The 25,453-nt window shown below is 69.2% G+C and carries 24 protein-coding genes; 12 read left to right on the top strand and 12 right to left on the bottom strand.

Translation table 11 applies throughout. The features are described 5' to 3' along the window. Positions 1-60: 60 nt before the first annotated feature. A complete protein-coding gene (locus KTR9_RS11995) occupies positions 61-1,368 on the bottom strand; it encodes a class I SAM-dependent RNA methyltransferase (protein WP_014926579.1) in 1,308 nt (435 codons plus the stop codon). After that, complete coding sequence (locus KTR9_RS11990) at positions 1,365-3,380, bottom strand: APC family permease (protein ID WP_010840893.1); 2,016 nt, start codon at positions 3,378-3,380, stop codon at positions 1,365-1,367. The genes KTR9_RS11995 and KTR9_RS11990 overlap by 4 nt, the downstream gene beginning before the upstream one ends. Before the next feature lie 78 nt (positions 3,381-3,458). On the opposite strand from KTR9_RS11990, the gene KTR9_RS11985 reads away from it, so the two are divergent. Both KTR9_RS11985 and KTR9_RS11980 read left to right on the top strand, forming a co-directional pair. Further along, positions 3,459-4,127 (top strand): potassium channel family protein, encoded by a 669-nt coding sequence (locus KTR9_RS11985; protein WP_010840892.1) that lies wholly within the window; start codon positions 3,459-3,461, stop codon positions 4,125-4,127. A gap of 22 nt (positions 4,128-4,149) precedes the next feature. Next, the gene (locus KTR9_RS11980; protein WP_010840891.1) at positions 4,150-4,812 is read left to right on the top strand and encodes a potassium channel family protein; all 663 of its coding nucleotides are present in this window, start codon (positions 4,150-4,152) and stop codon (positions 4,810-4,812) included. Here the strand turns inward: KTR9_RS11980 and KTR9_RS11975 are convergent. Further along, on the bottom strand, positions 4,793-5,494 hold the full coding sequence (locus KTR9_RS11975; RefSeq protein ID WP_014926577.1) for a DUF3159 domain-containing protein: 702 nt from the start codon (positions 5,492-5,494) through the stop codon (positions 4,793-4,795). The two genes, KTR9_RS11980 and KTR9_RS11975, sit on opposite strands and share 20 nt — an antisense overlap. Further along, positions 5,491-5,865 (bottom strand): OB-fold nucleic acid binding domain-containing protein, encoded by a 375-nt coding sequence (locus KTR9_RS11970; RefSeq protein ID WP_010840889.1) that lies wholly within the window; start codon positions 5,863-5,865, stop codon positions 5,491-5,493. The genes KTR9_RS11975 and KTR9_RS11970 overlap by 4 nt, the downstream gene beginning before the upstream one ends. A gap of 214 nt (positions 5,866-6,079) precedes the next feature. Here KTR9_RS11970 and KTR9_RS11965 point away from each other — a divergent pair, with 214 nt between their 5' ends. Further along, entirely contained in the window at positions 6,080-6,811 is a 732-nt protein-coding gene (locus KTR9_RS11965; protein WP_014926576.1) for an alpha/beta hydrolase, read from the top strand. A gap of 7 nt (positions 6,812-6,818) precedes the next feature. Here KTR9_RS11965 and KTR9_RS11960 read toward each other — a convergent pair whose 3' ends face one another. Then, on the bottom strand, positions 6,819-7,700 hold the full coding sequence (locus tag KTR9_RS11960) for a DUF3710 domain-containing protein (RefSeq protein ID WP_014926575.1): 882 nt from the start codon (positions 7,698-7,700) through the stop codon (positions 6,819-6,821). An 84-nt stretch (positions 7,701-7,784) separates the two neighbouring features. Then, complete coding sequence (gene dut / locus KTR9_RS11955; RefSeq protein WP_014926574.1) at positions 7,785-8,270, bottom strand: dUTP diphosphatase; 486 nt, start codon at positions 8,268-8,270, stop codon at positions 7,785-7,787. A 22-nt stretch (positions 8,271-8,292) separates the two neighbouring features. Here dut and KTR9_RS11950 point away from each other — a divergent pair, with 22 nt between their 5' ends. Beyond that, positions 8,293-8,865 (top strand): DUF3093 domain-containing protein, encoded by a 573-nt coding sequence (locus tag KTR9_RS11950; protein WP_014926573.1) that lies wholly within the window; start codon positions 8,293-8,295, stop codon positions 8,863-8,865. An 81-nt stretch (positions 8,866-8,946) separates the two neighbouring features. On the opposite strand, the gene KTR9_RS11945 is transcribed toward KTR9_RS11950, so the two are convergent. Beyond that, entirely contained in the window at positions 8,947-9,246 is a 300-nt protein-coding gene (locus KTR9_RS11945) for a DUF4193 domain-containing protein (protein WP_004018846.1), read from the bottom strand. A gap of 410 nt (positions 9,247-9,656) precedes the next feature. Here KTR9_RS11945 and cei point away from each other — a divergent pair, with 410 nt between their 5' ends. Further along, positions 9,657-10,349 (top strand): envelope integrity protein Cei, encoded by a 693-nt coding sequence (gene cei / locus KTR9_RS11940; RefSeq protein ID WP_014926572.1) that lies wholly within the window; start codon positions 9,657-9,659, stop codon positions 10,347-10,349. A gap of 46 nt (positions 10,350-10,395) precedes the next feature. On the opposite strand, the gene KTR9_RS11935 is transcribed toward cei, so the two are convergent. Next, positions 10,396-11,331 (bottom strand): inositol monophosphatase family protein, encoded by a 936-nt coding sequence (locus KTR9_RS11935; RefSeq protein ID WP_044506542.1) that lies wholly within the window; start codon positions 11,329-11,331, stop codon positions 10,396-10,398. Between the two features lie 157 nt (positions 11,332-11,488). Here KTR9_RS11935 and ppgK point away from each other — a divergent pair, with 157 nt between their 5' ends. The 4 genes from ppgK (at position 11,489) to KTR9_RS11915 (ending at position 15,790) form a co-directional block, all read left to right on the top strand. Continuing rightward, positions 11,489-12,292: a polyphosphate--glucose phosphotransferase gene (gene ppgK / locus KTR9_RS11930; RefSeq protein ID WP_010840882.1), complete on the top strand. Its 804-nt coding sequence runs from the start codon at positions 11,489-11,491 to the stop codon at positions 12,290-12,292. A 56-nt stretch (positions 12,293-12,348) separates the two neighbouring features. Next, on the top strand, positions 12,349-13,890 hold the full coding sequence (locus KTR9_RS11925; protein WP_081637163.1) for an RNA polymerase sigma factor: 1,542 nt from the start codon (positions 12,349-12,351) through the stop codon (positions 13,888-13,890). Positions 13,891-14,274: 384 nt separating this feature from the next. Next, on the top strand, positions 14,275-15,324 hold the full coding sequence (locus tag KTR9_RS11920) for a sulfite exporter TauE/SafE family protein (RefSeq protein WP_014926568.1): 1,050 nt from the start codon (positions 14,275-14,277) through the stop codon (positions 15,322-15,324). A 259-nt stretch (positions 15,325-15,583) separates the two neighbouring features. Continuing rightward, positions 15,584-15,790 (top strand): DUF7455 domain-containing protein, encoded by a 207-nt coding sequence (locus tag KTR9_RS11915; RefSeq protein ID WP_004018852.1) that lies wholly within the window; start codon positions 15,584-15,586, stop codon positions 15,788-15,790. Positions 15,791-15,864: 74 nt separating this feature from the next. Here the strand turns inward: KTR9_RS11915 and KTR9_RS11910 are convergent, their stop codons facing one another. Continuing rightward, positions 15,865-17,631, bottom strand: a complete 1,767-nt coding sequence (locus tag KTR9_RS11910; protein WP_010840879.1) for a DEAD/DEAH box helicase — start codon at positions 17,629-17,631, stop codon at positions 15,865-15,867. A gap of 281 nt (positions 17,632-17,912) precedes the next feature. On the opposite strand from KTR9_RS11910, the gene KTR9_RS11905 reads away from it, so the two are divergent. Then, positions 17,913-19,115 carry a YihY/virulence factor BrkB family protein gene (locus KTR9_RS11905; protein WP_014926566.1) on the top strand — a complete coding sequence of 401 codons (1,203 nt, stop codon included), beginning with the start codon at positions 17,913-17,915 and terminating at the stop codon, positions 19,113-19,115. A gap of 45 nt (positions 19,116-19,160) precedes the next feature. Here the strand turns inward: KTR9_RS11905 and KTR9_RS11900 are convergent, their stop codons facing one another. Beyond that, on the bottom strand, positions 19,161-19,433 hold the full coding sequence (locus KTR9_RS11900; RefSeq protein ID WP_010840877.1) for a DUF3039 domain-containing protein: 273 nt from the start codon (positions 19,431-19,433) through the stop codon (positions 19,161-19,163). A 115-nt stretch (positions 19,434-19,548) separates the two neighbouring features. Here KTR9_RS11900 and KTR9_RS11895 point away from each other — a divergent pair, with 115 nt between their 5' ends. Together KTR9_RS11895 and KTR9_RS11890 are read left to right on the top strand one after the other, a co-directional pair. Continuing rightward, complete coding sequence (locus tag KTR9_RS11895; RefSeq protein ID WP_014926565.1) at positions 19,549-20,001, top strand: DUF3099 domain-containing protein; 453 nt, start codon at positions 19,549-19,551, stop codon at positions 19,999-20,001. A 312-nt stretch (positions 20,002-20,313) separates the two neighbouring features. Beyond that, positions 20,314-21,252, top strand: coding sequence for a sigma-70 family RNA polymerase sigma factor (locus tag KTR9_RS11890; protein WP_193363244.1), 939 nt, complete (start codon positions 20,314-20,316; stop codon positions 21,250-21,252). A 42-nt stretch (positions 21,253-21,294) separates the two neighbouring features. On the opposite strand, the gene KTR9_RS11885 is transcribed toward KTR9_RS11890, so the two are convergent. Then, positions 21,295-24,132 carry a bifunctional acetate--CoA ligase family protein/GNAT family N-acetyltransferase gene (locus KTR9_RS11885; RefSeq protein WP_014926563.1) on the bottom strand — a complete coding sequence of 946 codons (2,838 nt, stop codon included), beginning with the start codon at positions 24,130-24,132 and terminating at the stop codon, positions 21,295-21,297. Next, positions 24,125-25,369, bottom strand: coding sequence for an acetoin utilization protein AcuC (locus KTR9_RS11880; RefSeq protein WP_044506538.1), 1,245 nt, complete (start codon positions 25,367-25,369; stop codon positions 24,125-24,127). The genes KTR9_RS11885 and KTR9_RS11880 overlap by 8 nt, the downstream gene beginning before the upstream one ends. Between the last annotated feature and the right edge of the window lie 84 nt (positions 25,370-25,453).

Here is a 25,453-nt window from a genome sequence, read left to right as displayed (position 1 = left end):
GAACCGGATCGGCGGATGGCCGCGGCGCGGGTGTCCCGCTACCCCCCGTCCTGCGTTCTCTCACCCGTGAGCGGGCGGGAGCAGGCAGGCCACGGCCTCCACGTGGTGTGTCAGCGGGAACGCGTCGAAACCGCGGATCTCCGCGACGCGGAATCCGCGCTCGGCGAAGAGTCCGAGATCACGTGCGAACCGCGCGGCGTCGCAGCCCACGTGGATCACGATGCCCGGCCGTGCGTCGGCGACCGCGGCGATCACCCGCTCGCCCGCCCCCGTCCGGGGCGGGTCGAGCACGACCACGTCCGGCCGGTCGTCCAGGTCCGCGATCCGGGCCGCGACCTCCCCACGGTGGGTGCGCACGCGGTCGCCGTCGTCGGCGAAGGCGCGGTCGGCGGCGTCGAGGGCGGCCGGATCGGAGTCGACGATGTGGACGGCCTCCAGACCACCCGCGGCGCCGTCGAGCAGCGCGGCCGCGAACACCCCGGCGCCGCCGTAGAGATCCCACGCCACCCGCGGCCGCGCCCCGAGGTGCGCGTCGACGAGGTCGACGACGGTCTCGGCGTAGGCCCGCGGTGCGTCGCGGTGCGCCTGCCAGAATCCCGCGACCGGGATGGCCCACGACCTCCCGCCGACGCGTTGGACCGCGCTCGCGCCACCCTCGACGATCACCTGGGCCCGGGTCCGCGACCGTCGGACGCGGTTCTGTTGAGCCCGACGCCGGCTGCCTGCGGGGCTCCGACGCGGCCTCTCGACCGGTGCGAGCTCGGTGACGTGCCGCGCACCGTCGGCGTCGAGCACCACGGCGAGTTCGGCGTGCGGGGTGAATCGGCTCTCGGCCAGACCGTCGAGCATCCCGGGCGCGGGTTGCACGCAGACCTCGGTCACGACCTGCCGCCCGCGGAACGCCGACTGCCCCGGCCGCCCCTGGGCGTCCACGGCCAGGCGGGTACGGATTCGCCAGCCGGTGTCGGCGCCCGCGAGACGCCGCACCCCGGTGCTCGCCAGCTCGGTGCCGGCGACGACGTCGCGCGGCAGATGCCCCACCCGGTCCAGGACATCGAGCAGCACAGCCTGTTTCAGGTCCCGGGCATGATCGGGTGCCACGTGGCCGAGATCACAGCAGCCGGCTCCGGCTGCCGCCGCCGGGCACGGCGACGGCACGCGGTGCGGCGAGGCGTCGAGCACCTCCACCGCGTCGGCGCGCCAATACGAGTCGTGCCGGTCGTCGGTGATCTCGGCGACCACCCGTTCGCCCGGGATCGCCCCGCGGACGAACACGACCCGACCGTCGGCGCGCCCCACCGCCTCACCACCGTTGGCGGGGCGGTCGACGGTGACCTCGACACGACGGGCCGGTCCCGACCCCGTCACGGTCGCCGCTCGGGTTCGCCCAGCGCCCTACGGGTCTCGCCCGGCGCCCAGTACGCGCGGTCCTCCTTGCGCCGGTCCGACGAGGTGAGCTGCCACGGCACCGAGGTCACCATCACGCCGGGCTCGAACAGCAGACGCCCCTTGAGGCGCAACGCCGACTGATTGTGGAGGATCTGTTCCCACCAGTGCCCGACGACGTACTCCGGGATGAACACGGTGACCACGTCGCGCGGCGATTCGCGGCGCACCCGGCGCACGTATTCGATGACCGGCCGGGTGATCTCGCGGTACGGCGACGCGATGACCTTGAGCGGCACCGTGATGTCGCTGGCCTCCCATTCGGAGACGAGTTTGCGGGTGTCGCGGTCGTCGACGTTGACCGTGATCGCCTCGAGGACGTCCGGCCGCGTCGCCCGGGCATAGCGCAGTGCACGTTTGGAGGCCATGTGCAGGCTGGACACGAGCACGATCGAATGCGTGCGGCTCGGCAGGACCGCTTCGTCGTCCTCCTCGGCGCGGTCGAGTTCCCGCTGCACCGATGCGTAGTGGTGATGGATGAGTTTCATCATCACGAACAGGGAGACCATCGCGATCACCGCGATGTAGGCCCCTTCGGTGAACTTGGTCAACAGCACCACGACGAGGACGGTGGCGGTCATCACCAGGCCGACGGAGTTGACCACCCGGGACTGCATCATCCGACGACGCGCGTTCGGATCGGTCTCGGTGCGCAACAAGCGGGTCCAATGCCGCACCATGCCGGTCTGGCTCAACGTGAACGAGACGAACACACCCACGATGTAGAGCTGGATCAGCGCCGTCACCTGGGCGCCGAAGGCGACCACGAAGATGATCGCGGCGATCGCGAGGAACAGGATGCCGTTGCTGAAGGCGAGGCGGTCGCCGCGGGTGTGCAGCTGACGCGGCAGGTAACGGTCCTGCGCGAGTACCGAACCCAGCACCGGGAACCCGTTGAAGGCGGTGTTCGCGGCCAGCAGCAGGATCAGTGCGGTGACCGTGGCGACGAAGAAGAAGGCGGGTGGGAACGAGTCGAACACGGCATGGGCGAGCTGGGCGATCATCGCCTTCTGCTGGTAGCCGTCAGGGGCCCCGATCAGGTCCTGTTCGGGGTTCATGACGTACTTCGCACCGATCTTGCCCGCGAGCAGCACGATGCCCAGCAGCAGCGTGATGGAGAAGGCGCCGAGCAGCAGCAGCGTCGTCGCGGCGTTGCGCGACTTCGGTTTCCGGAACGCCGGCACCCCGTTGCTGATGGCCTCGACCCCGGTGAGCGCCGCACAACCGGAGGAGAACGACCGGGCGACGAGGAAGATCAGCGCCAGCCCGGTGAGATTGTCCTGCTCGGGCACGATGCCGAAGTCGGCGGTCTCGGACTGGATGTCCTGCCCGAGCACGTAGATCTCGGTGAAGCCCCAGACGAGCATGCCCAGCACGCCGATGATGAACCCGTAGGTCGGGATGGCCAGCACTGCGCCGGACTCCTTGATGCCGCGCAGGTTGACCGCGGCGAGAAGCATGATCGCGCCGACGCAGAACCACACCTTGTGCTCGCCGACGAACGGGATCGCCGAGCCGATGTTCTCCGCGGCGGACGTGACCGACACCGCCACGGTGAGCACGTAGTCCACGAGGAGGGCGCTGCCGACGGTGAGACCCGCGTTGGGGCCGAGGTTGACGGTCGCGACCTCGTAGTCGCCACCTCCCGAGGGATAGGCGTGCACGTTCTGCCGATAGCTGGCCACGACCACGGTCATGACGACCGCGACCGCGATCGCCACCCACGGGGTGAACGCGAGCGCGCTGATGCCGGCCACGGAGAGGACCAGGAAGATCTCCTGCGGCGCGTACGCCACCGAGCTCATCGCGTCGGAGGCGAACACCGGCAGGGCTATCCGCTTGGGCAGCAGCGTGTGACCTAGTGTGTCGCTGCGGAACGGCCTGCCGAGCAGGAGGCGTTTGGTCGCGACGGACACCTTGGAGACGGTGGACACCAGGCAACCCTAGAGCGTTGGCGCCGGGCCGGGTAGGTTCGACTCGCGGCAGACGAGCCGCATGTGGAGAGGAATGCCGTGCAGGTGGTCATCATGGGTTGCGGGCGGGTCGGATCCTCGCTCGCGATGGCGATGCAGAAGCGCGGACACGACGTCGCGATCATCGACCGCGATCCGAGCGCGTTCGTGCGGTTGAGTCCCGATTTCGCGGGCCGCACGATCACCGGGGTGGGGTTCGACCGGGAGATCCTCGTCAAGGCGGGCATCGAGCACGCCGACGCGTTCGCCGCGGTGTCCTCGGGGGACAACTCGAACATCATCTCGGCGCGGGTGGCGCGCGAGACATTCGATGTCGAGCGCGTCGTCGCCCGGATCTACGACGCCAAGCGCGCCGAGGTGTACGAGCGTCTCGGGATCCCGACGGTCGCCACCGTGCCGTGGACGACCGAACGGTTCGTCTCGGCGCTCGGTGAGACGACGACGATGGCGTGGCGCGACCCGTCCGGTTCACTGGCCATCGCCCAGATCGACGTCGACGAGTCCTGGATCGGGATCTCGGTGGCCAAGTTCCAGGAACTGACCGGGGCTCGGGTGGTGTTTCTCAGCCGCGTCGGACGCGCGGTCCTGCCCGATGCCAAAACCGTTGTCCAACAAGACGATGTGATCTACGGAGCGGTCATGCTCGACAATCTCAAGAACGCCCGCGGCCTCGCTGCCGAGCCGTTCATCCAGAACGAGTCCGGATGACCCGGGCCGAAGGAGTCCCGAAGTGAAGGTCGCCATCGCCGGAGCCGGCGCGGTCGGGCGGTCCATCGCCCGCGAACTGCTGGTGAATGCCCACGAGGTCACGCTCTTCGAGCGCAACGCCGGCCACATCGACACCGACGCCGTCACCGGCGCCAACTGGGTGCTCGCCGACGCGTGCGAGCTCGCGAATCTCGAAGACGCGCAGTTGCAGACCTATGACGTGATGATCGCCGCGACCGGCGACGACAAGGCGAACCTGGTCGTCAGCCTCCTCGCGAAGACCGAGTTCGCGGTCAACCGGGTCGTCGCCCGGGTCAACGATCCCCGCAACGAATGGCTCTTCGGCGAGGACTGGGGCGTCGACGTCGCCGTCTCGACCCCTCGGCTACTCGCCTCCCTCGTCGAGGAAGCGGTGTCCGTCGGCGATCTGGTCCGGCTGATGACGTTCCGGCAGGGACAGGCCAACCTCGTCGAACTGACCCTGCCGTCGAACACACCGCTCGCGGGCAAGCCCGTGCGCAAGCTGGAGCTCCCCCGGGACGCGGCACTGGTCGCGATCCTGCGTGGCGGCCGGGTCATCGTCCCCCAGCGCGATGACCCGATCGAGGGCGGCGACGAATTGATCTTCATCGCCCCGGTCGAGGCCGAACCCGCCCTCTACGAGGCTATGCAGATCGTGCGGTGATCCCGGCGTCGGCCGAGGCTTCGGCGCGTGCCGCCTCGGCGCGCTGGGCACGGCGCACCAGGAGGATCGTCGCGAGCACCACGAGAGCTGTCAGCGGCCATCCCATCGCGATGCGTGTGAACGCCAGCCACCCGGTCGCGCCGTCGTCGTACAGCTCCGACTGGGTGAGGTAGCGCGCCGCGAAGAGCAGGGCCCACAGCGCGGTGGCGATGTCGTAGGCACGCAGGATGGACCGCTGTTTGCGCCAGCTCGATCCCTCGCCGTTGACCAGGTGCCACGCCACGCCGATGAGCGGCCATCGCACCAGGATGGAGACGGCGAACACGATCGCGTAGACCAGGGTGCTCCAGATCCCGAAGAGGAAGTAGCCCTTGGCGTCCCCGACCCGGTCGGCGATGAAGACGCAGATCGCGACGCCGAGCAGCCCCGAGATCGCGGGCGTTAGTGGTTCGCGGCGCACCAGGCGCACGACGAACAGCAGTGCCGCCACACCGAGGGCGGCATAGATGGCTGTGCGCAGATCGGCGAAGGAGTTGACGGGGACGAACACCACCACGGGCACCGTCGAGTAGACGAGACCCGAGACGCCGCCGATCTGTTCGAGAACCGTGGGCGTCGTCCGCTCCGAGGCCGGCTGGTCGGGATCGGAGTCCGTCGAGGCGGTCGAGTCGGAGTCGGTCACTCGTCGACGCCGTGCAGTTCGTAGTAGGGGTTGTAGATCACCTTGTGCCCGTCCTGCTCGGCGAGCCGTCCGCGGACGGTGACCTTGCGGCCGGGTTCGATCCCGGTGATGCGGTTGCGGCCGAGCCACTTGAGTATCACGACGTCGGAGCCGTCGAAGAACTCGGCCTTCACACCCGCCTTGGCCGAGCGTGAACACGTCTCGACGGCACGGAGCTCGCCGTGCATGGTGACCTCGTCACCTCGGCAGCACTCGGATGCGCGCTGGGCACCCGTCGCCTTGGATTCCTCGGCGATCTTCTCTGCGTCGGCGTCACCGAGATCCTCGGTCAGCCGACGGGTAAGTCGTTTGAGATAGCCGGCAGTGGGCATCTCGACCCTCCCAATGGATTTCGGCCGGCACCGCGGGCTGTGCAGAGCGGTGACCGTTGGTCGCCGAACGAGTGATCGGTGACCTGTCCGCCAGCGTAGACCCCGGCCTCGGCCAGTGACAACGTAGACGACCGCGGGGGCATTCCGCGGTGCCGGGCCGCCGCGGTCTCGGGTCTGCGCGGGGCCCCGGGACACACTAGGGGATGATGCTCTGATGCCCGGCACCGACGGTCTGCTCCGCCCGCCTCCGACCGCTCTGGTCGTCATCCCCGGGACGGGTTCGGACGCCGACCACGTCACCCGCGCCTTCGGCGGAACCGCCGCTGACCTGGGCATCGAGCTCATCGCCCTGGAGCCGACGACGTCGCTGATCGACGGTCACCTCCGCGGGCTGGATCGTGCCGCGCGAGCGCATCGTTCGATCGTGGTCGGCGGCGTCTCGATCGGGGCCGCGATCGCGCTCGACTGGGCCCTGCGTGACGGCGGGCGACGATGCGCCGGGGTGCTCGCCGCGCTGCCCGCCTGGAGCGGCGACGCCCGCACCGCCCCCGCCGCCGCCAGTGCGGTCGCCACCGCCGAGTCGCTCGAGCGCGACGGACTCGAGGCGACGATCGCCGCGATGGCCGGCAGCAGCCCGGATTGGCTCGCGACGGAACTGTCCCGGTCGTGGCGGCGCCTGCATCCGGGCCTCGCCGCCATGTTGCGCGAGGCGGCCGGCTACCGCGCCCCCGTCGGCACCGAGATCGCCGGACTCGCGGCGCCGCTCGCGATCGTCGCGGCTCCCGACGACCCGGTCCACCCGATCGCCGTCGCCCGTGAATGGCACGCGGCTGCACCGCGATCGGCCCTCGTGGAGGTGAGCCTCGACGACTGGGGCCGCGACCCGGGTCTGCTCGGGGCCGGCGCGCGGGACGGGCTCATCCGTCTGACCGACCCGGAGCGGTGACCTCGGGTCAGCGACGGCGGAGGAAACGCTGCATCGCCGAGCCCGACGACGGCGGCTGCGGGTCGTCGTCATCCGCGGTGTCGGCCGCCGGCTCGGAGGCGGGCGGCGCGTCCGCGTCGGCCACCGCCGTGTCGGCGTCGTCGCGGTAGGTGTTGTCGCCGTACACGGTGGCGTGCGCGACCTGGTCGAGCGCGCCACCGGCGACCGGCCCCGGCTCCTCGGTCGAGTCCGCGTCGTTCCCGGCGGCGGGCGCCTGGTCCGCGGGGGCGGCCTGGGGATCCTGTCCGGCGGCGGGATCGGCGAACATCTGCTGCTGGGCGGCCGCGACCTGCTCGGCCAGCACCGGGGGCAACACGATCGGCAGTGGGTCACGCGGGGGGAAGGGTTCGGAACCGCGTCGGACGACGGTCTCGGCGAGCACCGCGCGGCTGAGCCGGGCGAGATCGTCGGCGTTGGCGGTGGGCCCGCTGCCGACGCACCGGACGAGCCAGCGCGGCCCGTCGACCCCGATGAAACGGTGGGTGACGCCATCCTTCTCGGCGACCACCTCGCGTCCCCAGTGTCCGTCCTCGACGCTCGTGGCGGCACCGTCGTCGCGCAGCGAGCCGGCCAGTTCCCGCACCACCTCGCGCCACATCCCGGGAGACTTGGGTGCGGCGAACGCACTCACCGAGATCCGGCCGATGGGGGTCACCAGGTACACGTTCTGCGGCTGGTGGGCCTCGGACATCTCGACGGTGACCTGGCCGCCCTCGACCACCGGCACCAGCACCGAACCGAGGTCGAGATGGGAGTTCTCGAGTTCCTGCGGCCGGGTGGCCAGCGCGTCGATGTCGTAGGGACCGCGCGCCTGACCGACCCGCAACTCCTCTGATCCGTCCTGTGCCATCGCGTCACTCCTCGTTCGTCACCGCCGGCGACAACGATCCGCCGGACACACGGAAAACAGTAATCGACTCCCGACGGGCGGAGGTCAGGCGAGAATCGCCGAACCGCCACTCGATCCGTAACCGCCGTCGCCCCGGGCGGTGTCGTCAAGCTCGTCGACCTCGACGAAGTCGGGCAACTCCACACGCTGCACGATCAGCTGGGCGATGCGGTCGCCGCGCGCGATCGAGATCGTCTGCTCCGGGTCGTGGTTGATCAGGCAGACCTTGATCTCCCCGCGATAGCCGGCGTCGATGGTCCCGGGGGTGTTCACGACCGACAGGCCGGCCCGCGCGGCGAGGCCCGACCTCGGGTGGATCAGCCCGACGGTGCCGAACGGCAACGCCACCGCGATCCCGGTTCCGACGAGCTGACGGCGTCCGGCCGGCAGTTCGAGATCGATCGTCGAATAGAGGTCGACCCCCGCATCACCCGGGTGCGCCCTGGTCGGCAGGGGCAGATCGGGGTCGAGGCGACGGACCGCGATCGGCGCCGCGGCGGAGGGCTGCACAGGGGGGAGATCTGGGGTCACGGACGCAGACTACGCTGGTCACGTGACCGCAGATCATTCGCCCGAGCACCCCGGGGGCACGTCGGACGCCTCCCCCGCACCCACCGGGCGCAACGCCGATGTCACCGACTCGACCGCCGATCGGTTCGACGAGCGTCTGTACGTGCCCTGGTGGTGGTGGCTCGCAGCCGTGGTCCTCACCGGCGTGGTGGGCTACGAGATCCAGCTGTCGGCACGCGGGAGCGCCTGGAGCATCATCGGGTACGTCGCCACCGGCGTCCTGTGCGCGGTGATGCTGTGGACGATGAGCCGTACCCGTATCCGGGTGACCCCGGGTGGGGAACTGCACGCCCACCGCGCCGTTCTGCCACGTTCCGTCGTGGCCCGCGGGGCGACGGTCCCGGCGTCGGCCAAGAGCGCGGCGCTCGGCCGCCAGCTCGACCCCGCCGCCTATCTCGTCCACCGGTCCTGGGTGAAGACGATGGTGCTCCTCGTCCTCGACGACCCGGACGACCCGACTCCCTACTGGCTCGTCTCCACCCGCCGCCCGGCCGAACTCCTCGCGGCGCTGGGCATCGACGACGCCGCGGCCGACCGCCCGGAACCCACCGCCTGAACCCAGGACACGACGAAGGGGCCGCGCCGTGTTCGGCGTCGGCCCCTTTCATCAGCGGTCATCCGCTGGCTGCGAACCTGCTCAGGCGCAGTCGACGCAGATGAGCGAGCTTCCGTTCTCTTCGGCCAGCCGACTGCGGTGATAGACGAGAAAGCAGCTGGTGCAGGTGAACTCGTCGGCCTGCTTCGGGATGACTCGCACCGACAGCTCTTCACCGGAGAGATCTGCTCCGGGGAGTTCGAAGGACTCCGCGGTGTCACTCTCGTCGACATCCACCGCCGAGGACTGAGCCTCGCTGCGTCGCGCCTTCAGCTCTTCGAGCGAGTCCTCGTTGAGGTCCTCGGTCTCCGTCCGCCGTGGCGCGTCGTAATCTGTAGCCATTCTGTGCCTAACTTGTCGAGAGTGTGAGGGGCGCTCACGGTGACGGCGCTGGCGTCGTCACCCGGGTGTTCTTGCGCACGACACCACCGGGATTGTCTTACCGATGGGGTCAGTGCAACGTCGTCTCGGGCGAGATTCGTACCAGAGGAACAGACGTATTGCGTGATTTCGATCACGGTTCGATATCGGGCGCATCCCGGGTCTGGAAGCGCGGGCGCCCGTAGCATAGTGGACACCTCGTGCATGGTCAATACGCTGGACCCAACTCGTCGGTAAGTTTCGCTCCGGCGCCGACAGACACCTCGGAGCGCTCCGGTGACCTCGCTCCCGGCGAGGCATGCGGTCCACCGCGAGGCCACCCTCTACAGTGATCCGAGATCACGCAACGCCCAGTGAGGAGCCAGTCCACGGTGGTGTCGAAGATTACGTCCGGCTATCCGACAGACGAGCAGGGCCGACCCTACCGTCGGCGCCGCTATGCACCGGCGATCATCACGGTCGTCGTCCTGATGGTCGTCGGAGTGGTGGTGTGGGCGGTCGCGCTGGGCGGCGGCGACACCGAATCCGTACCGACAGCGTGCAATCAGCCGACTCCGCCGACGTCGGTGGAGGCCGGTGCACCCGCGCCTCCCGCACCGCCGGCACTCACGGTCGTCGGTCGCGACGAGATGCTGGGGGTCGCGCCGGCACCGCTGTCGACCTTCGGGGTGCGGGTCCTCAACGCCTCCGACGAACGCGGCGCGGCCCGCACGGTGTCCGACGACCTCACCGCGCAGGGGTTCACCCCGGTGCCGGACACCCCCTATGCCGATGACCCCGTGTACCCCAACCGGGACCTTAACTGCGTCGCGCAGATCCGTTTCGGGCCCGCGGGACGCGCCGCGGCCGCCGCCACGTGGCTCGCGTTCCCGTGCGCACAGCTGGTCGATGACGGCCGCCGCGGGACAGCCGTCGACGTCGCGCTCGGTACCCACCATTCGGGTGACGAGATGTCCCAGGACGCACAGGCCGCGCTGGAGGCGCTCCGGTCGGCGGATCCGAAGAACCCGGCGAGCGGTGTCGACCCGGTGCTCGTCGAGGCCGTGCATTCCGCTCCCTGCTGAGGTTCGCCGAGAGGTTCCCCGCCGCCGGGTGTGCGCCGGGGAGCCGTCAGGCGAGCGGGCGGCGGGCGTCGAGTTCGTCCAGCAGCGCGAGGAATTCGTCGGCCACGCCGGGCGCGACGGCGACGGTGATGTGCCCCTCGTCGGCCCGCGAGTCCGGCGGCGGCATCTGGACGACCGCACCGGCCTCGGCGGCGATCAGTCCTCCGGCCGCCCAGTCCCACGGGCTCAGACCGTGTTCGTAGTGGGCGTCGACGGCGCCGGCGGCGACCATGCACAGGTCGAGGGCCGCGGCACCGATGCGACGGACGTCCCGGACGCGGGGCAGCAGTTCGGCGACGATGCGGCCCTGCTGCCTGCGCCGTGCCGCGTCATACCCGAAACCCGTTGCCACCAATGCCAGTTCGGCTCGTTCGACCGACGTGCAGCGCAACGTCCGCCGGACTCCGGTCGCGTCTGCCGCCCAGGCTCCCCCGCCGAGGGTCGCGCCGTAGGTCACGTCGCGGGCGACGTCGACGACGACCCCGGCAACCGACCGCCCGTCGACCTGCGCCGCCACCGAGACGGCATAGGCCGGGACGCCGTACATGAAGTTGACGGTGCCGTCGATCGGGTCGACGACCCATCGGACGCCGGAGGGCACCGCGCGGCTGCCGCCGTCCTCCTCCCCCAGCACCTCGTCGTCGGGACGCGCGCGGCGGAGCAGCGAACGGATCAGGCGTTCGGTCTCGGTGTCGGCGAGGGTGACCGGATCGGTTTCCGTCGACTTGGTCGACACCGGTTGCACCGTCGACGTGGTCGACACCGGTCGCACCGTCGACGATCGCGTGTCCGGGGTCCCGGATGCCGGCGGTTCGCCGTGTCCCGGTGTCGCGCCGAACAATTCGGGGCGGCGGCGACGCACGTGCGCGGCGGCCTCCTGAGCCACGGCATGGGCGACCGTGGCGAGCTCGTCCACCGGAATTGTCTGATCCACGCCTTCCATGTGAGCACATCGCCCGACCGCACCGCCGATCGCGGTGACCGATCTCTCGCCTCGCCCGGGCCGATCGTGTCGACATGCGTTGCGATGTCGCACGTTCGGCGGGTCACGTGGATAGCCTGGACCACGATTGCCGCCGACCCCGACAGGGAGCCCCGCCATGACCGATACGTCCGTCCCTGGATCGTCCGACCCCGACGATCCGACACCTCCGACCAACCTCGGTTTCGGGGTCGACGTCGGCGGTTCCGGGATCAAGGGCGGGATCGTCGATCTCGATTCCGGTGAACTCGTCGGCGAGCGGTTCAAGGTGCTGACCCCGCAGCCGGCGACCCCCGACGCCGTCGCCGACAAGGTGGCCGAGGTCGTGGCACATTTCGACTGGACCGGACCGGTGGGCATCACCCTGCCCGGCGTCGTCACCGACGGGATCATGCGCACGGCCGCCAACATCGACAAGGCCTGGATCGGTACGGACGTCTACGACCTCTTCAGCAAGCACCTCGACGGCAGGCAGGTGTCGGTGCTCAACGACGCCGACGCCGCGGGGATGGCCGAGGACGCGTACGGCGCGGGCAAGGACGTCGCCGGGGTCGTGATGCTGCTGACGTTCGGAACCGGCATCGGGTCGGCGATCCTGATCGACGGAACCCTCGTGCCGAACACCGAGCTCGGTCATCTCCAGGTCGGCAAGAAGGAAGCCGAGCACCAGGCGTCCTCTCGCGTCCGGGACGAGAAGGGTTGGTCATACGAGAAGTGGACCGAGAAGGTCTCCGAGGTCCTGAAGACCTACGAGGCCCTCTTCTGGCCGAAGCTGTTCATCGCGGGCGGCGGCATCAGCCGCAAGTCCGACAAGTGGATTCCGCTGTTGACCAATGACACGCCCGTGGTCCCCGCGGTGCTGCTGAACACCGCCGGCATCGTGGGTGCCGCCATGGCGGTCTCGCGGGGGCTCAAAACCTAGCGCCACGCGTGCATTGACCAGGTCTTTGACACACCGGACACGGCGATGTCGTTACAATGGTCGTCACCGGTCATTCCAACCGAGAAACCAAGACCTCGTCCACGGCGGCTCGTGCTGCCGTGTCACGTCTGGTGACAGACGACGGACGACACCATAGAAGACAGTTCGAAAGGTTGTACGTGGCAGCCATCACGACCCACCAGGGTGATGTAGAGGCCGAGGAGTCGACCGAGTCGACCCCCGCCGCGACCGACGCCCCGGCCAAGCGGACCGCCAAGAAGGCTGCGAAGAAGACCGCCGCCCGCAAGGCGCCCGCCAAAAAGGCAGCAGCGAAGAAGGCGACCAAGAAGGCAGCGCCGAAGAAGGCCGCCAAGAAGGGCGCCTCCGCTGAGGGGTCCGGCGACGATCCGAGCGCCGAGCCCGACGACCCGGACTCGATCGACGACATCGACGGCCCCGACGCGGAGCTCGAAGACGTCGAAATCGAAGACCTGGAGGTCGACGACGACGAGTCGGACGACGAGGAGTCCGCGAAGACCCCGGCCGCCGGCGCGGGTCCCGCCACCGCCGCGGCCGCCTCCAAGGACGAGGCAGCCGCCGCCAAATCCGGCGACTTCGTGTGGGACGAGGAGGAGTCGGAGGCTCTGCGCCAGGCGCGCAAGGACGCCGAACTCACCGCCTCCGCCGACAGCGTCCGCGCGTATCTGAAGCAGATCGGCAAGGTCGCCCTCCTCAATGCCGAGGAAGAGGTCGAGCTCGCCAAGCGGATCGAGGCGGGGCTGTTCGCCACCGAACGTCTCCGACGCATCATGGACGCCGGCGAGAAGCTGAGCACCGCCCAGAAGCGTGACCTCAACTGGATCTCGCGCGACGGCAACCGCGCCAAGAACCACCTGCTCGAGGCGAACCTCCGACTCGTCGTCTCGCTGGCCAAGCGGTACACCGGCCGCGGCATGGCGTTCCTGGATCTGATCCAGGAGGGCAACCTCGGTCTGATCCGCGCGGTCGAGAAGTTCGACTACACCAAGGGTTACAAGTTCTCGACCTACGCCACCTGGTGGATCCGTCAGGCGATCACCCGGGCCATGGCCGACCAGGCCCGCACGATCCGTATCCCGGTGCACATGGTCGAGGTCATCAACAAGCTCGGTCGCATCCAGCGCGAACTCCTCCAGGACCTCGGCCGCGAGCCGACTCCCGAGGAGCTCGCCAAGGAAATGGACATCACTCCGGAGAAGGTGCTGGAGATCCAGCAGTACGCCCGGGAACCCATTTCGCTGGACCAGACCATCGGCGACGAGGGCGACAGCCAGCTCGGTGACTTCATCGAGGACTCCGAAGCCGTGGTCGCGGTCGACGCGGTCAGCTTCACGTTGCTGCAGGACCAGCTGCAGTCGGTCCTGGAAACGCTGTCCGAGCGTGAGGCGGGTGTCGTCCGCCTGCGCTTCGGTCTCACCGACGGGCAGCCCCGCACCCTCGACGAGATCGGGCAGGTGTACGGGGTGACCCGAGAGCGCATCCGCCAGATCGAGTCCAAGACCATGTCGAAACTGCGCCACCCGTCGCGTTCGCAGGTCCTGCGCGACTACCTGGACTAGCACTCCGCAACCAGCAGACACACGCCCCCGGCGCCTCCCAGGCGCCGGGGGCGTCTGCTTCTGCGGTTAGCCGCACACCCGACATCTGTCAAGGTTTCTGCGCGCGACGATTTCGACACGGCCGCGAAGTCGGATTTCGAACTGGCTCTACATAAGATGACGCGGTGACTTACGCAGTGACCGGGAACAGACGTGGCGCCATGCTGGTGCGCCGCGCCGCCGTTGACCTGCTGCGTACGGCCTCGATGCTGTGTCGGTGACGCGACCCACCCCGTCCTGGGACCGACACCGCGTCCCCACCCTGCGCTTCATCTCTCGCGGCCGCATCGTGTCCGCCCAGCCTCTCCACGCCCCTGACGGCGTGACTTCCCGGAAAGATCTCCTATGAGAACGATTGTCCTGATCGGCCTCGTCGGCTTTGCTGCTCAGCTCGTCGACGGCAGTCTCGGCATGGCTTACGGCGTCACCACCACGACCCTCCTACTCGCCATCGGCACCAACCCGGCTGCCGCATCGGCCACCGTGCACCTGGCCGAGATCGGCACCACGCTGGTGTCCGGTGTCTCGCACTGGAAGTTCGGCAACGTCGACTGGCGGGTCGTGCGCCGGATCGCGATCCCGGGCGCCATCGGCGCATTCCTCGGCGCGACGATCCTGTCGAGTCTCTCCACCGAGACCGCAGCGCCCGTCATGGCCGTGATCCTGTTGCTGCTCGGCCTCTACATCCTGGTGCGGTTCACCTTTCAGGGCATTCCCCGCCACAATCTCGGCAAGCCGCTGCGCAAGCGGTTCCTGAGCCCCCTCGGGTTCGTCGCCGGATTCGTCGACGCCACCGGTGGCGGCGGCTGGGGGCCTGTCGGCACCCCGGCCATCCTGGCCAGCGGCCGCCTCGAACCCCGCAAGGTGATCGGTTCGATCGACACGAGCGAGTTCATCATCGCCGTCGCCGCGAGCCTCGGCTTCCTGTTCAGCCTCGGTTCGCAGGGCATCAACTTCGCGTGGGTCGGCGCCATCCTCGTCGGCGGCGTGATCGCCGCGCCGATCGCGGCATGGCTCGTGCGCCACATCCCGCCGCGTCTGCTCGGCGCCTCGGTCGGCGGCCTGATCGTGCTCACCAACACGCGCAGCCTGTTGAAGAGCGACTTCATCGATGCCCCGGCCTCGGTGCGCAACGTCTTCTACATCGTGATCGCCATCGCCTGGGCCGCGGCCTTCGCCTACTCGCTCCGCGAGTACCTGCGCGACCGGGAGAACGAGTCCTCGGACGCGGTCACCCACTTCCGCGAGGAGCAGGAAGAGGCACTTGTGGGTGCCGAGGGCGCGGACCGGTCCGGCACCGGGACAGCGTCGACGTCCGACATCCCGGCCACCGAGTCCGCAGCCGAACCCGATGGGGGCGCAAGCGGAACGCACTCCCCCACCCGGACGAGCTGACCGGCCCGACCCGACCCGCGAAGAACACGTAGAGTGGTGCGACCCGGCCCCCATGGCCGGGTCGCATTGCGTTCAGGCATTCGTTGTTCAGTTGTTGCGCGATGTAAACGGTGAGTGACGACACACCGAGCGCACCCCCGGAACAATACGAACGCCTCGAGCGTCTGACAGAGTGAGGTTGACGCATCGCCCGGATGTGTCGGCTCGAAGGGAAGGCGACCGGACACCGGCGCCGGACCGGGACGGAGGAACGACAACCATGACTGACATCGCCACCACAGCCCCGATCTACCTGCCGCTCACAGCCGCCGATCGCTGCGATCGCTGCGGCGCTGCAGCCAAGGTACGGGCCGTCCTGCCCAAGGGCGGCGAACTTCTCTTCTGCCGCCACCACTTCAATGAGCACGAAGCCCGTCTCGTCGAGCTGAGCGCCACCGTCGTCGAGTCCGCCGGCGAGTTGGTCTGACACCTCCGACGATCTGACACGGGCGTTCCAACGCACAGAGCCCGGCCGGAATCATCCGGCCGGGCTCTGTCGTGTCAGCGCCACTCGCGCAGTGCGGCGATCCGTTCCTTGAGCTGCTCGGCGCTCGCCATCGCGGTCGGCGGTCCGCCCAGCCGGGTCCGTAGCTCGTTGTGCACCATGCCGTGCGGCTTGCCCGTGCGATGGTGATGCATCGCGACGAGGGTGTTCAGTTCCTTGCGCAGGGCATGCAGGTTCTCGCCGGTCGTCCCCGGAGGCCGGCCCGGGGTCGGCTGGGCTGAGCTCGCCGACGAGTCCGAGGTCGACGCGGCGGCCGTCCGCGCCGTGACCTGATCCTCCTGCCGTTTACGCAGGAGCGCGCGCACCTGATCGGCGTCGAGCAGTCCGGGCAGACCCAGATAGTCCGATTCCTCATCGCTGCCCGCGAACGTCGCCGTGCCGAACGACGTGCCGTCGAAGATCACCTGATCGAGTTCGGCGTCGGCATGGAGCGACTGGAACTTCGGCTCGTCCTCCCCCGGCTCGTCCTCCTGCTTGTTGGCATCGATCAGCAACTGGTCGTCGAGGCCGTCGCTCTCGCGGTGCGGCTTGCCGAGCACGTGGTCGCGCTCGACCTCCATCTGGCTGGCCAGGTCGAGCAGCACCGGTACCGACGGCAAGAAGACGCTCGCGGTCTCACCAGGACGACGCGACCGCACGAAGCGGCCGATGGCCTGCGCGAAGAACAGCGGCGTCGACGAGCTCGTGGCGTACACGCCCACGGCCAGGCGCGGCACGTCGACACCTTCGGACACCATGCGGACCGCGACCATCCACTCGTCGGTGGACGCGGCGAACTGGCCGATCCGCGACGACGACTTCGGGTCGTCGGAGAGCACCAGCGTGGGTTCTTTGCCGGTGATGGCGGTGAGGAGTTCGGCGTAGTCGCGGGCCGCGGTCTGATCGGTGGCGATGACCAGGCCGCCCGCGTCCGGCGTGCCGGTCGCGCGCAGCTGGCCGAGGCGGGTGTGCGCGGCCGTGAGCACCGCCGGAATCCAATCGCCGTGCGCATCGAGGGCGGTGCGCCAGGCGCGGGTGGTGTGCTCGGCCGAGAGCGGTTCGCCCAGACGCGCGGTGTACTCCTCGCCCGCGCTGTCCCGCCAGCTGGCCTCGCCGGAGTAGGCGAGGAACACCACCGGGCGGACGACGCCGTCCTTCAGGGCGTCGGCGTAGCCGTACGTGTGGTCGGCCTTGGACCGCTGGTGCCCACCGGCCTCCGGTTCGTAGGTGACGAACGGGATCGGCGAGTCGTCGGAGCGGAACGGTGTACCCGTCAGCAGCAACCGGCGCTCCGCGTCGTCGAAGGCCTCGCGGATCGCCTCACCCCAGGACTTGGCGTCGCCGCCGTGGTGGATCTCGTCGAGGATGACCAGGGTGCGGTAGTTCTCGGTGCGCACCCGATGCCGAGCCGGATGGGCGGCCACCTGTGCGTAGGTGACCACGACGCCATGGAAGTCCGTGCTGGTCTGTCCGGCGGCGTTGGTGAAACGGGAATCGAGTGCGATCCCGACCCGCGCCGCGGCCTCGGCCCACTGGTGCTTCAGATGCTCGGTCGGCGCCACGACGGTGATCTTGTCGACGGTGCGGTCGTCGAGGAGTTCGCGGGCGATGCGCAGACCGAACGTCGTCTTTCCCGCGCCGGGGGTCGCCACGGCGAGGAAGTCCTTCGGCTTCTGCGTCAGGTACTTGGTCAGCGCACGACGCTGCCAGGCGCGGAGCTGGAATGTGGGTCCGGCACTCGCGGACCCGGACGGGCTGCTGGCGGAGGGTTCGGCTGACGTCACCTTCTGTGCTGCTCCTCCACGGGTGCGGGTACTGCCGGACATGAAATGACCCCTCGCGTGCGGGACCCGCGCCCAAGGGGACCCGCCAATGGTACCGCCGAAGGGCGACAGCTCCCGCATCCCGACATCGGGCCGAGATGGCCCCGGAAGCCGCCCCTCGTGGGCGATCCGAACGACTCGCCTGGTGACCCGAGTACCCAACTGCCCCTCCGATCAGGGATATTGAACTCATCACAACGCGCAAGAGGAATCCGGTCCCGCTGGCCGACGACACGTCGTCGGTGGCTGCGCCGAGCCTGCGCCCGGTGCCGCCGCCCGCGCCGATGTCCGCGGCGATCACCGCCCCGCTCGACGACACCGCGACCGAACCCCTGCGCGCTGCGCCACGAGCCGCCCCGGCATCCGGCGACGTCGAGGTGCTCCACGACGCGGATCATCCGCAGAAGCCGGGAAACGACGACCCGGTACGGGCCGAGGCCTCGACCGGGCCAGCATTGCCGGTACTTCCGAACATCCATCGCGTGATCTGGCGCACCATCGTCAAGTCATGGGACGACGGGATCATCGGCTGGGCCGCCCAGGCCGCGTTCTGGCAGGCGCTGTCGCTGCCACCGCTGCTGCTCGGGCTGCTCGGTTCGGTCGGATACGTGTCCGGTTGGTTCGGCCCCGACACCGTCGACGTCGTCTACGCCCGCATCGTCGACTTCGCCGACCGGACCTTCACCCCTACCGTCGTCGACGATCTGATCACCCCCACGGTCGACAGCGTGCTCGGACGCGGCCGGATCGGACTGATGTCGGTCGGTTTCGTCCTGTCGCTGTGGGCGGGATCGTCGGCCGTCTCGTGCTTCATCGCCTCGATCGCCCACGCCCACGACCAGCACGAGGTCCGGAATCCGGTGTGGCAGCGGTTCTTCGCACTGTTCCTCTACGTCGGATTCCTGAGCGTGGCGGTGTTCCTGCTCCCCCTCGTCGCCCTCGGACCGAACTACCTCCGGGCGATCGTGCCGGAGTCGTGGGGTTCCTTCGTCACCACCCTCATCGACTACGGCTACTTCCCCTTCGTCGCCGTGCTGCTGCTGTTCGTCCTGACGACGCTCTACCACCTCGCGCTGCCCAATCCCCTGCCGTGGCACCGGCTGATCGGCGGCGCCGTCGTGGCGGGCGTGTTCTTCTGGCTCGCGAGTTACCTGCTGCGGATCTACCTGACCAAGATCACCGAGGCCGGGGTGTCCTACGGAGCGCTGGCCACCCCGATCGCCTTCCTGCTCTTCACGTTCTCGCTGGGATTTGGCATCGTGATCGGCGCCGAGTTCAACGCCGCCGTGCAACAGTTCTGGCCGGCGAAGGCATCGACCACCACCCAGGTGCGGCACTGGGTGAATTCGCAGACCTCGGACTTCACCGGACAACTCCGGACCCTGCCCGACCGGCTGTCCTCCGGTCCGATCCGCAGACATCCCCGGGAACGCGAACGCGGCTGACCGGTACCGGGACCGGCCAACCGCGTCGGCACGTGCGGGCAGCCGCTACTTACGCATCTTGCTGTAGATCTTCTTGCACTTCGGGCACACCGGAGACCCGGGCTTGGCCGACCGCGTCACCGGGAAGGTCTCGCCGCACAGGGCGACGACGTGGTTTCCCATGACCGCACTCTCGGCGATCTTGTTCTTCTTCACGTAGTGGAAGAACTTGGGGCGGTCGTCGTCATCCCGATCGGTCGCGTCGGCATCGGGACGCTCGTCGGTCTTGGTGTCGGACCATTCGTCGAGGTCCGGGCGTTCGATGGTTTCGGTTCCCATACCTACATTGTGCGTCAACGGCCGCGCGACGGAACACCGGAGTCGAGAATCCGCGCGGGTGCAATCCCACATCGAAAGTGGGACAGTGGAGAGAGTGTTCGAACAAAGGGAATCCATGGGTGAGACCGGTCGCGGTCAGTACGGCCACAGCAGCACGTCACCGCACGGCGACGAGCACGGCCACCCCGTGTCGAAACGCTCCGGCGCGGAGACCTACCTGATCACCGACGCATCGGACTCGTTGGAGGCCCAGCACCGGGCGCGCGTGCGGAAGTACCTGTTCCTCATGGCTTTTCGTGTCCCGGCACTCCTGATCGCCGGGGTCGCCTACGGGATCACCGGGTCCGGACTCCTGGCGCTGGCGATCGTCGCGATCTCCATCCCGCTGCCGTGGGCCGCGGTCCTGATCGCCAACGACCGTCCGCCGCGCAAACGCGGCGAGGTCCCGCAGTACAAGTACGGCGCCGACCACCACGTCGTGGGCCCACCGGCCCTCACCGACACCGATCAGCAGCTGTCCCGCACCGTCGACGGGCAGGTCGTCGAACCCGACGATCCCCGCGCCTGACACGACGCCGCCTCCACGCGTTCGCGACCGACAGGTCCGTCACCGCCACCCCGGCCATCTCGCGCCGGTTCCTTCGCGCGCGACATCTCAGCAACTTCTCAGCCGGTTGTCGAGCCGCCAAAAAGAATGCGCAGGTCACCAAGCCTCATCGAGGTTTGCTCCGAAGCACTCTCGGGAACTATCGGCCGCACATGGACGTTGGACCCAGTGAACGCACTCAAGTCAGGAGGCCGCATGTCACGCTCGACAGTTGCACGTTCGACCCCGACCAAAGGTTTCGCCGAAGTCACCCCTCCGGGTACTCGGCCGGCGATGACCGAACAAGATCTCGACGCCCAGTCTCCAGCGGCGGATCTGGTCCGTGTCTATCTGAACGGAATTGGTCGTACCGCTCTCCTCAACGCGGAGCAGGAGGTCGAACTCGCCAAGCAGATCGAGGCCGGCCTCTACGCCAAACACGTTCTGGCGACCAAGAAGCGGCTCTCCGCCGCCAAGAAGCGCGATCTGGCGGTCGTCGTCCGCGAAGGTGAGGCCGCCCGTGCCCACCTGCTCGAGGCGAACCTCCGCCTGGTCGTGTCGCTGGCCAAGCGGTACACGGGTCGCGGCATGCCGCTCCTCGACCTGATCCAGGAGGGCAACCTGGGTCTGATCCGTGCGATGGAGAAGTTCGACTACGCCAAGGGCTTCAAGTTCTCGACCTACGCGACGTGGTGGATCCGTCAGGCGATCACCCGCGGGATGGCGGATCAGAGCCGCACGATCCGGCTCCCCGTCCACCTGGTGGAGCAGGTCAACAAGTTGGCCCGCATCAAGCGCGAGCTGCACCAGCAGCTCGGTCGCGAGGCGACCGACGACGAACTGGCCAACGAATCGGGCATCCCCGCCGAGAAGATCGCGGACCTGCTCGACCACAGCCGCGATCCGGTGAGCCTGGACATGCCGGTGGGCAGCGACGAAGAGGCACCCCTCGGTGACTTCATCGAGGACGCCGAGGCCACGTCGGCCGAGAACGCCGTGATCGCCGGACTCCTGCACTCCGACATCCGCGCCGTCCTCGCGACGCTGGACGAGCGGGAGCAGCAGGTCATCCGGATGCGCTACGGCCTCGACGACGGCCAGCCGCGCACCCTGGACCAGATCGGCCGCATGTTCGGGCTGTCGCGCGAACGCGTGCGACAGATCGAGCGCGAGGTCATGGGCAAGCTCCGCCACGGTGACCGTGCCGAGCGCCTGCGCGCCTACGCGAGCTGAGCGTCCCCGCACGCCCAGCTCGTCGCCTCACTGAGTCCTCGGTCAACCGAGTCGTCTGGGTCCGGTGTCCCGCCTGTCGGGCACCGGACCCACTCGTATCCGGGCGTTGAGGACGGCCGCACCGTCGACCGAGGCCAGGATCGGGTCGCAGACCACCGCGCGGACCTCCGGGATGTCGTCGACCAGCGTCGAGATGCGGAGCAACAGGTCGGCGAGCGCCTCCTTGTCCGCCGGCTCCTCCCCCCGGTAGCCCGACAACAGGGGCGCCGAACGCGGCTCCTCGATCAGTTCACGCGCATCGAGATCGGACAACGGGACGGCGCGGTACCCGTGATCGCCCAGTAGGTCGAAGGTGCGCCCGGACAGACCGAACGACATCACCGAGCCGAATGACGGATCGTCGCGTACCCGGATGACGGTGCCGACGCCCTTCGGCGCCATCTTCTGTACGTGCAGCACGCGATCACCGGTGAGCTCGGTGAGTTCGGCGAACGCGGTCACCACGGACGTCGCGTCCGGTAGGTCCAGACGCGCACCCTCGCGGTCGAGACGGCCGCGCCACTTGTCCGATGTCGCCTTCACGGCCACCGGGAGTCCCAGCTCACGCGCCGCGGCCGACGCCTCGTGCATCGTGGTGACCTCGCGGAACGGGACCACGTCGATGCCGTACCAGCGCAACAGCTTCGCCGACTCCACATGTCCGAGCAACCGCTCGACCGGTCGATCGACGGCACCCTCACCCGCCATGGCCTCACGCACGAACGTCCGCGCCGCCTCGGGATCCGTGCCCTCGGGGCGGTGGACGACGGACTCCGGCCTCAGCCGCCACCGGGCGTACTGCCAGGCACGGGCCAGCGAGGCCGCGGCGCGCTCGGGTGAGCCGTACGACGGGATCGAGCCCTTCGTCGGCATGCCGCCCGGCCCCGGCCTGGTCAGGCCCGGCGGAATGCCGTCGACCGCGAGGAAGGTCGTGACGATCGGCTTGTCGGCATCGGCGTCGGGCGTGTTCGCCGCCGCCATGAGTGCCCGCGCGTGCCAGTCGGCGCCGACCGCGACCGGCGGCACGAAGACGACGATGATCGCGTCGACACCCGGATCGGCCATCGCCGCCGAGACCGTCGACTCGAACTCCTCCTCGGAGGCACCGGCGCCGAGATCGACGGTGTCGACGACCTCAAGGCCTCCGTTGCGCGCGGTGTCCGCGGCCAGGCTGCCGAGCACCGAGGAGTTGCCGATGATGCGGACGCGCGGCCCGCGCGGAAGCGGCTGATAGGCGAACACGGCCGCGCAGTCGAACAGCTCGGGGATCGTGTCGACCTGGATCACGCCGGCCTGTTCGAGCATCATCCGGGCGATCTGATCGTCGAGGGTGGCCGCCGAACGCGCCGCGCGGACCGGTGTCATCGCACCACGGCCGGACTTGACCGCGATGATCGGCTTCGAGCGCGAGACCCGCCGCGAGATCCGGGAGAACTTGCGCGGATTACCGAAGCTCTCGAGATAGAGCAGGATGACGTCGGTGGTGGCGTCGGTGTCCCAGTACTGCAACAGGTCGTTGCCGGAGACGTCCGCGCGGTTGCCGGCCGAGGCGAACGTCGACAGTCCGATCTGGCGCCGGGCCGCGGTGTCGAGGATCGCGATCCCGAGCGCGCCGGACTGGCAGAAGAATCCGACCCGCCCGGCACCCGGGATTCGTGGGGCCAGGGTCGCGTTGAGTGCGACCGTCGGGTCGTTGTTCGCCACTCCCAGCGCATTCGGCCCGACCAGACGCATTCCGTGTTCGCGGACCTGGGCGACGAGCCGACGCTCGTTCTCGAGCCCCTCCTCCTCGCCGGACTCACCGAAACCCGACGACACCACGACGAGCGTGCGCACGCCCTTGACCAGACAGTCGTCGAGCACGTCGTCCACACGGGCGGCCGGCACCGCGACCACCGCGAGGTCGACGGGGTCGGGGATGTCGCGCACGGTCTCGTACGCCCGGATGCCGCGCACCGACGGCGGTCGTTCGCGGGTGCGGCGACGCGCCGGCAGCGGTTCACGACCGGGCCCTCGCCTCCCCCGCTCGGGCTCGTCCTCCGCCACCCGGGCGGGACCGTTGACCGGGAACACCGGTCCGGTGAAACCTCCGGCGATGATGTTCGCCAGCAGCGCATTGCCGACCTTGTTCGGGTCGGTCGAGGCGCCGATGACCGCGACCGAAGTCGGACGCAGCAGGTTCGCGACGCTGCGGGCCTCCGAGGCGCGTTCCCGGGCGTTGCGCACCGACAGCAGCGCCTCGGTCGGGTCGATGAGGAACTCGACGTGCACGGTCGAGCCGTCGAAGCTGCGCGCGAGCTGATACCCGGCGTCGCGGAAGACGGCGACCATGTTCGGGTTCTCGCTGAGGACCTCGGCCTCGAAGCGGGCGAAGCCGTTCTCCGCGGCCGCCCCGGCGAGATGTTCGAGCAGGATCGGTCCGAGGCCGCGGCCCTGGTGTTCGTCGGCGACGACGAACGCCACCTCGGCCGATTCGGGTTTCCCGTCGAAGCCGAGTCCTTCGTAGATGCCGACCGCGATGATCTCGCCGCCGAGTTCGGCGACGATGGCGACCCGCTGCTGGTGGTCGACGGTCGTCATCCGCGCCACCTCGCGCGGCGGCAGTGTGGGTGTCGGACCGAAATAGCGCATGTAGCGCGTTCGCTCCGAGAGCTTGGAGTGGAACGCCACGATGCGGTCGGCGTCGTCGGGCACGATCGGCCGCAGGTGCACCACGCCGCCGTCGGAGGCCAGCACGTCGGCGATCCAGTGCCGCGGGTAGTCCCAGGGGCTGCGCGGTTCGGGTTGGTCGGCCACCGCGCCGGTGGTGTCCGATGCTGCGGTGGTGGCGTCGTCAGTCACGAGGATCCTCCGGGTCGAGACCATGGAGCGGGTACACCGCGCGCCGGGTGGCGAGGATCGCGCGGTCGGTCTGGCGTTGGGCGTTGGGCGCGACGCCCTCTGGTGGCTCCTGGCCGGCGTCGCCCGCCCACGGCTGGTAGTCGACGATGCCCCCGTCACCCATGACCCGAACGGGCGGGGCGGCATAGTCGGAGTGAACCTGCTCGGAGATCTGTTCGGCCGTGGCACACCAGGATTCGTCGATGACCGCCGATACGTCGACCTCGCGGTCGAGGGCGACCCCCAGCAGGTGCGTCCAGCTGCGCGGCACCACGTTCACCACGCCGTAGCCACCGCCGCCGACCGCGATCCAGCGACCCTCACAGTATTTGTCGGCGAGGTTGCGCATGGCGATCATCGCCGCGCGCTGGCCGTCGACGGTGAGCGACAGGTCGGTCAGCGGATCGGCCCGGTGGCTGTCGGCGCCGCACTGGCTGATGATGATCTGCGGCCGGAACTCGGCGACGAGCGACGGCACCACGGCGTGGAAGGCGCGCAGCCACAGCCGGTCCTCGGTGTTGGGCATGAGGGCCAGGTTGACCGCGCTGCCCGCCGCGTCGCCGTCACCCACCTCCGTCGGCCATCCGGTGCCCGGCCACAGGGTGGCCGGGTGCTGGTGCAGCGACACCGTCATCACGCGCGGGTCGGCCGCGAACTCGACCTGGACGCCGTCGCCGTGGTGGGCGTCGACGTCGATGTAGGCGATGCGGTCGTATCCGTGGTCGAGCAGATACCTGATCGCGATGGCGCAGTCGTTGTAGATGCAGAATCCGGCGGCGCGCGAGCGCATCGCGTGATGCATGCCGCCACCGATGTTGACCGCGCGCGTCGCCGCACCCGAGACCACCGTCTGCGCCGCGGCGAGCGTGCCACCGACGAGCAGCCGCGCGGCCTCGTGCATGCCGTCGAAGACCGGGTTGTCGGCATCGCCGAGCCCGAACAGTCGCTCGAGCAGCGGACCCGACAGCGACGCCGTCCCGGACCCGACAGCGCGCACCGCGTCGATGTAGTCGCGGCTGTGCACGACGGTCAGCGCGTCGTCGTCGATGACCTGCGGCGGGACCGTCTCGACGCCGTCGAGGACACCGAGACTCTGCGCGAGGGTCATCGTGAGGGCGAGTCGGACCGGGTTCATCGGGTGCGTGTGGGCCCAGCGATAGGACAGGAAGTCCTCGCTCCAGATGACAGCTGTCGTCATCGGGCACTCGTAGTGTTGATCACGACCTCAGGCTAGTGGTACACCTCGCGCAGCGGCCACGGATGTCGCGTCGGACACGGGCGG

Origin of the sequence: Gordonia sp. KTR9, from assembly GCF_000143885.2 — a bacterium.
Taxonomy (GTDB): domain Bacteria; phylum Actinomycetota; class Actinomycetes; order Mycobacteriales; family Mycobacteriaceae; genus Gordonia.
This window is presented reverse-complemented; position numbering and strand designations above follow the sequence as displayed.

Excerpts from the sequence above, each read along its gene's own strand:
- KTR9_RS11920 (WP_014926568.1), top strand. The coding sequence starts at position 14,275 with ATGAGAACGATTGTCCTGATCGGCCTCGTCGGCTTTGCTGCTCAGCTC.
- KTR9_RS11965 (WP_014926576.1), top strand. The coding sequence starts at position 6,080 with ATGCCCGGCACCGACGGTCTGCTCCGCCCGCCTCCGACCGCTCTGGTC.
- ppgK (WP_010840882.1), top strand. The coding sequence starts at position 11,489 with ATGACCGATACGTCCGTCCCTGGATCGTCCGACCCCGACGATCCGACA.
- KTR9_RS11900 (WP_010840877.1), bottom strand. The coding sequence starts at position 19,433 with ATGGGAACCGAAACCATCGAACGCCCGGACCTCGACGAATGGTCCGAC.
- KTR9_RS11970 (WP_010840889.1), bottom strand. The coding sequence starts at position 5,865 with ATGCCCACTGCCGGCTATCTCAAACGACTTACCCGTCGGCTGACCGAG.
- KTR9_RS11890 (WP_193363244.1), top strand. The coding sequence starts at position 20,314 with ATGACCGAACAAGATCTCGACGCCCAGTCTCCAGCGGCGGATCTGGTC.
- KTR9_RS11915 (WP_004018852.1), top strand. The coding sequence starts at position 15,584 with ATGACTGACATCGCCACCACAGCCCCGATCTACCTGCCGCTCACAGCC.
- KTR9_RS11945 (WP_004018846.1), bottom strand. The coding sequence starts at position 9,246 with ATGGCTACAGATTACGACGCGCCACGGCGGACGGAGACCGAGGACCTC.
- KTR9_RS11960 (WP_014926575.1), bottom strand. The coding sequence starts at position 7,700 with ATGGCACAGGACGGATCAGAGGAGTTGCGGGTCGGTCAGGCGCGCGGT.
- KTR9_RS11895 (WP_014926565.1), top strand. The coding sequence starts at position 19,549 with ATGGGTGAGACCGGTCGCGGTCAGTACGGCCACAGCAGCACGTCACCG.
- KTR9_RS11925 (WP_081637163.1), top strand. The coding sequence starts at position 12,349 with ATGGTCGTCACCGGTCATTCCAACCGAGAAACCAAGACCTCGTCCACG.
- KTR9_RS11935 (WP_044506542.1), bottom strand. The coding sequence starts at position 11,331 with ATGGAAGGCGTGGATCAGACAATTCCGGTGGACGAGCTCGCCACGGTC.
- KTR9_RS11880 (WP_044506538.1), bottom strand. The coding sequence starts at position 25,369 with ATGACGACAGCTGTCATCTGGAGCGAGGACTTCCTGTCCTATCGCTGG.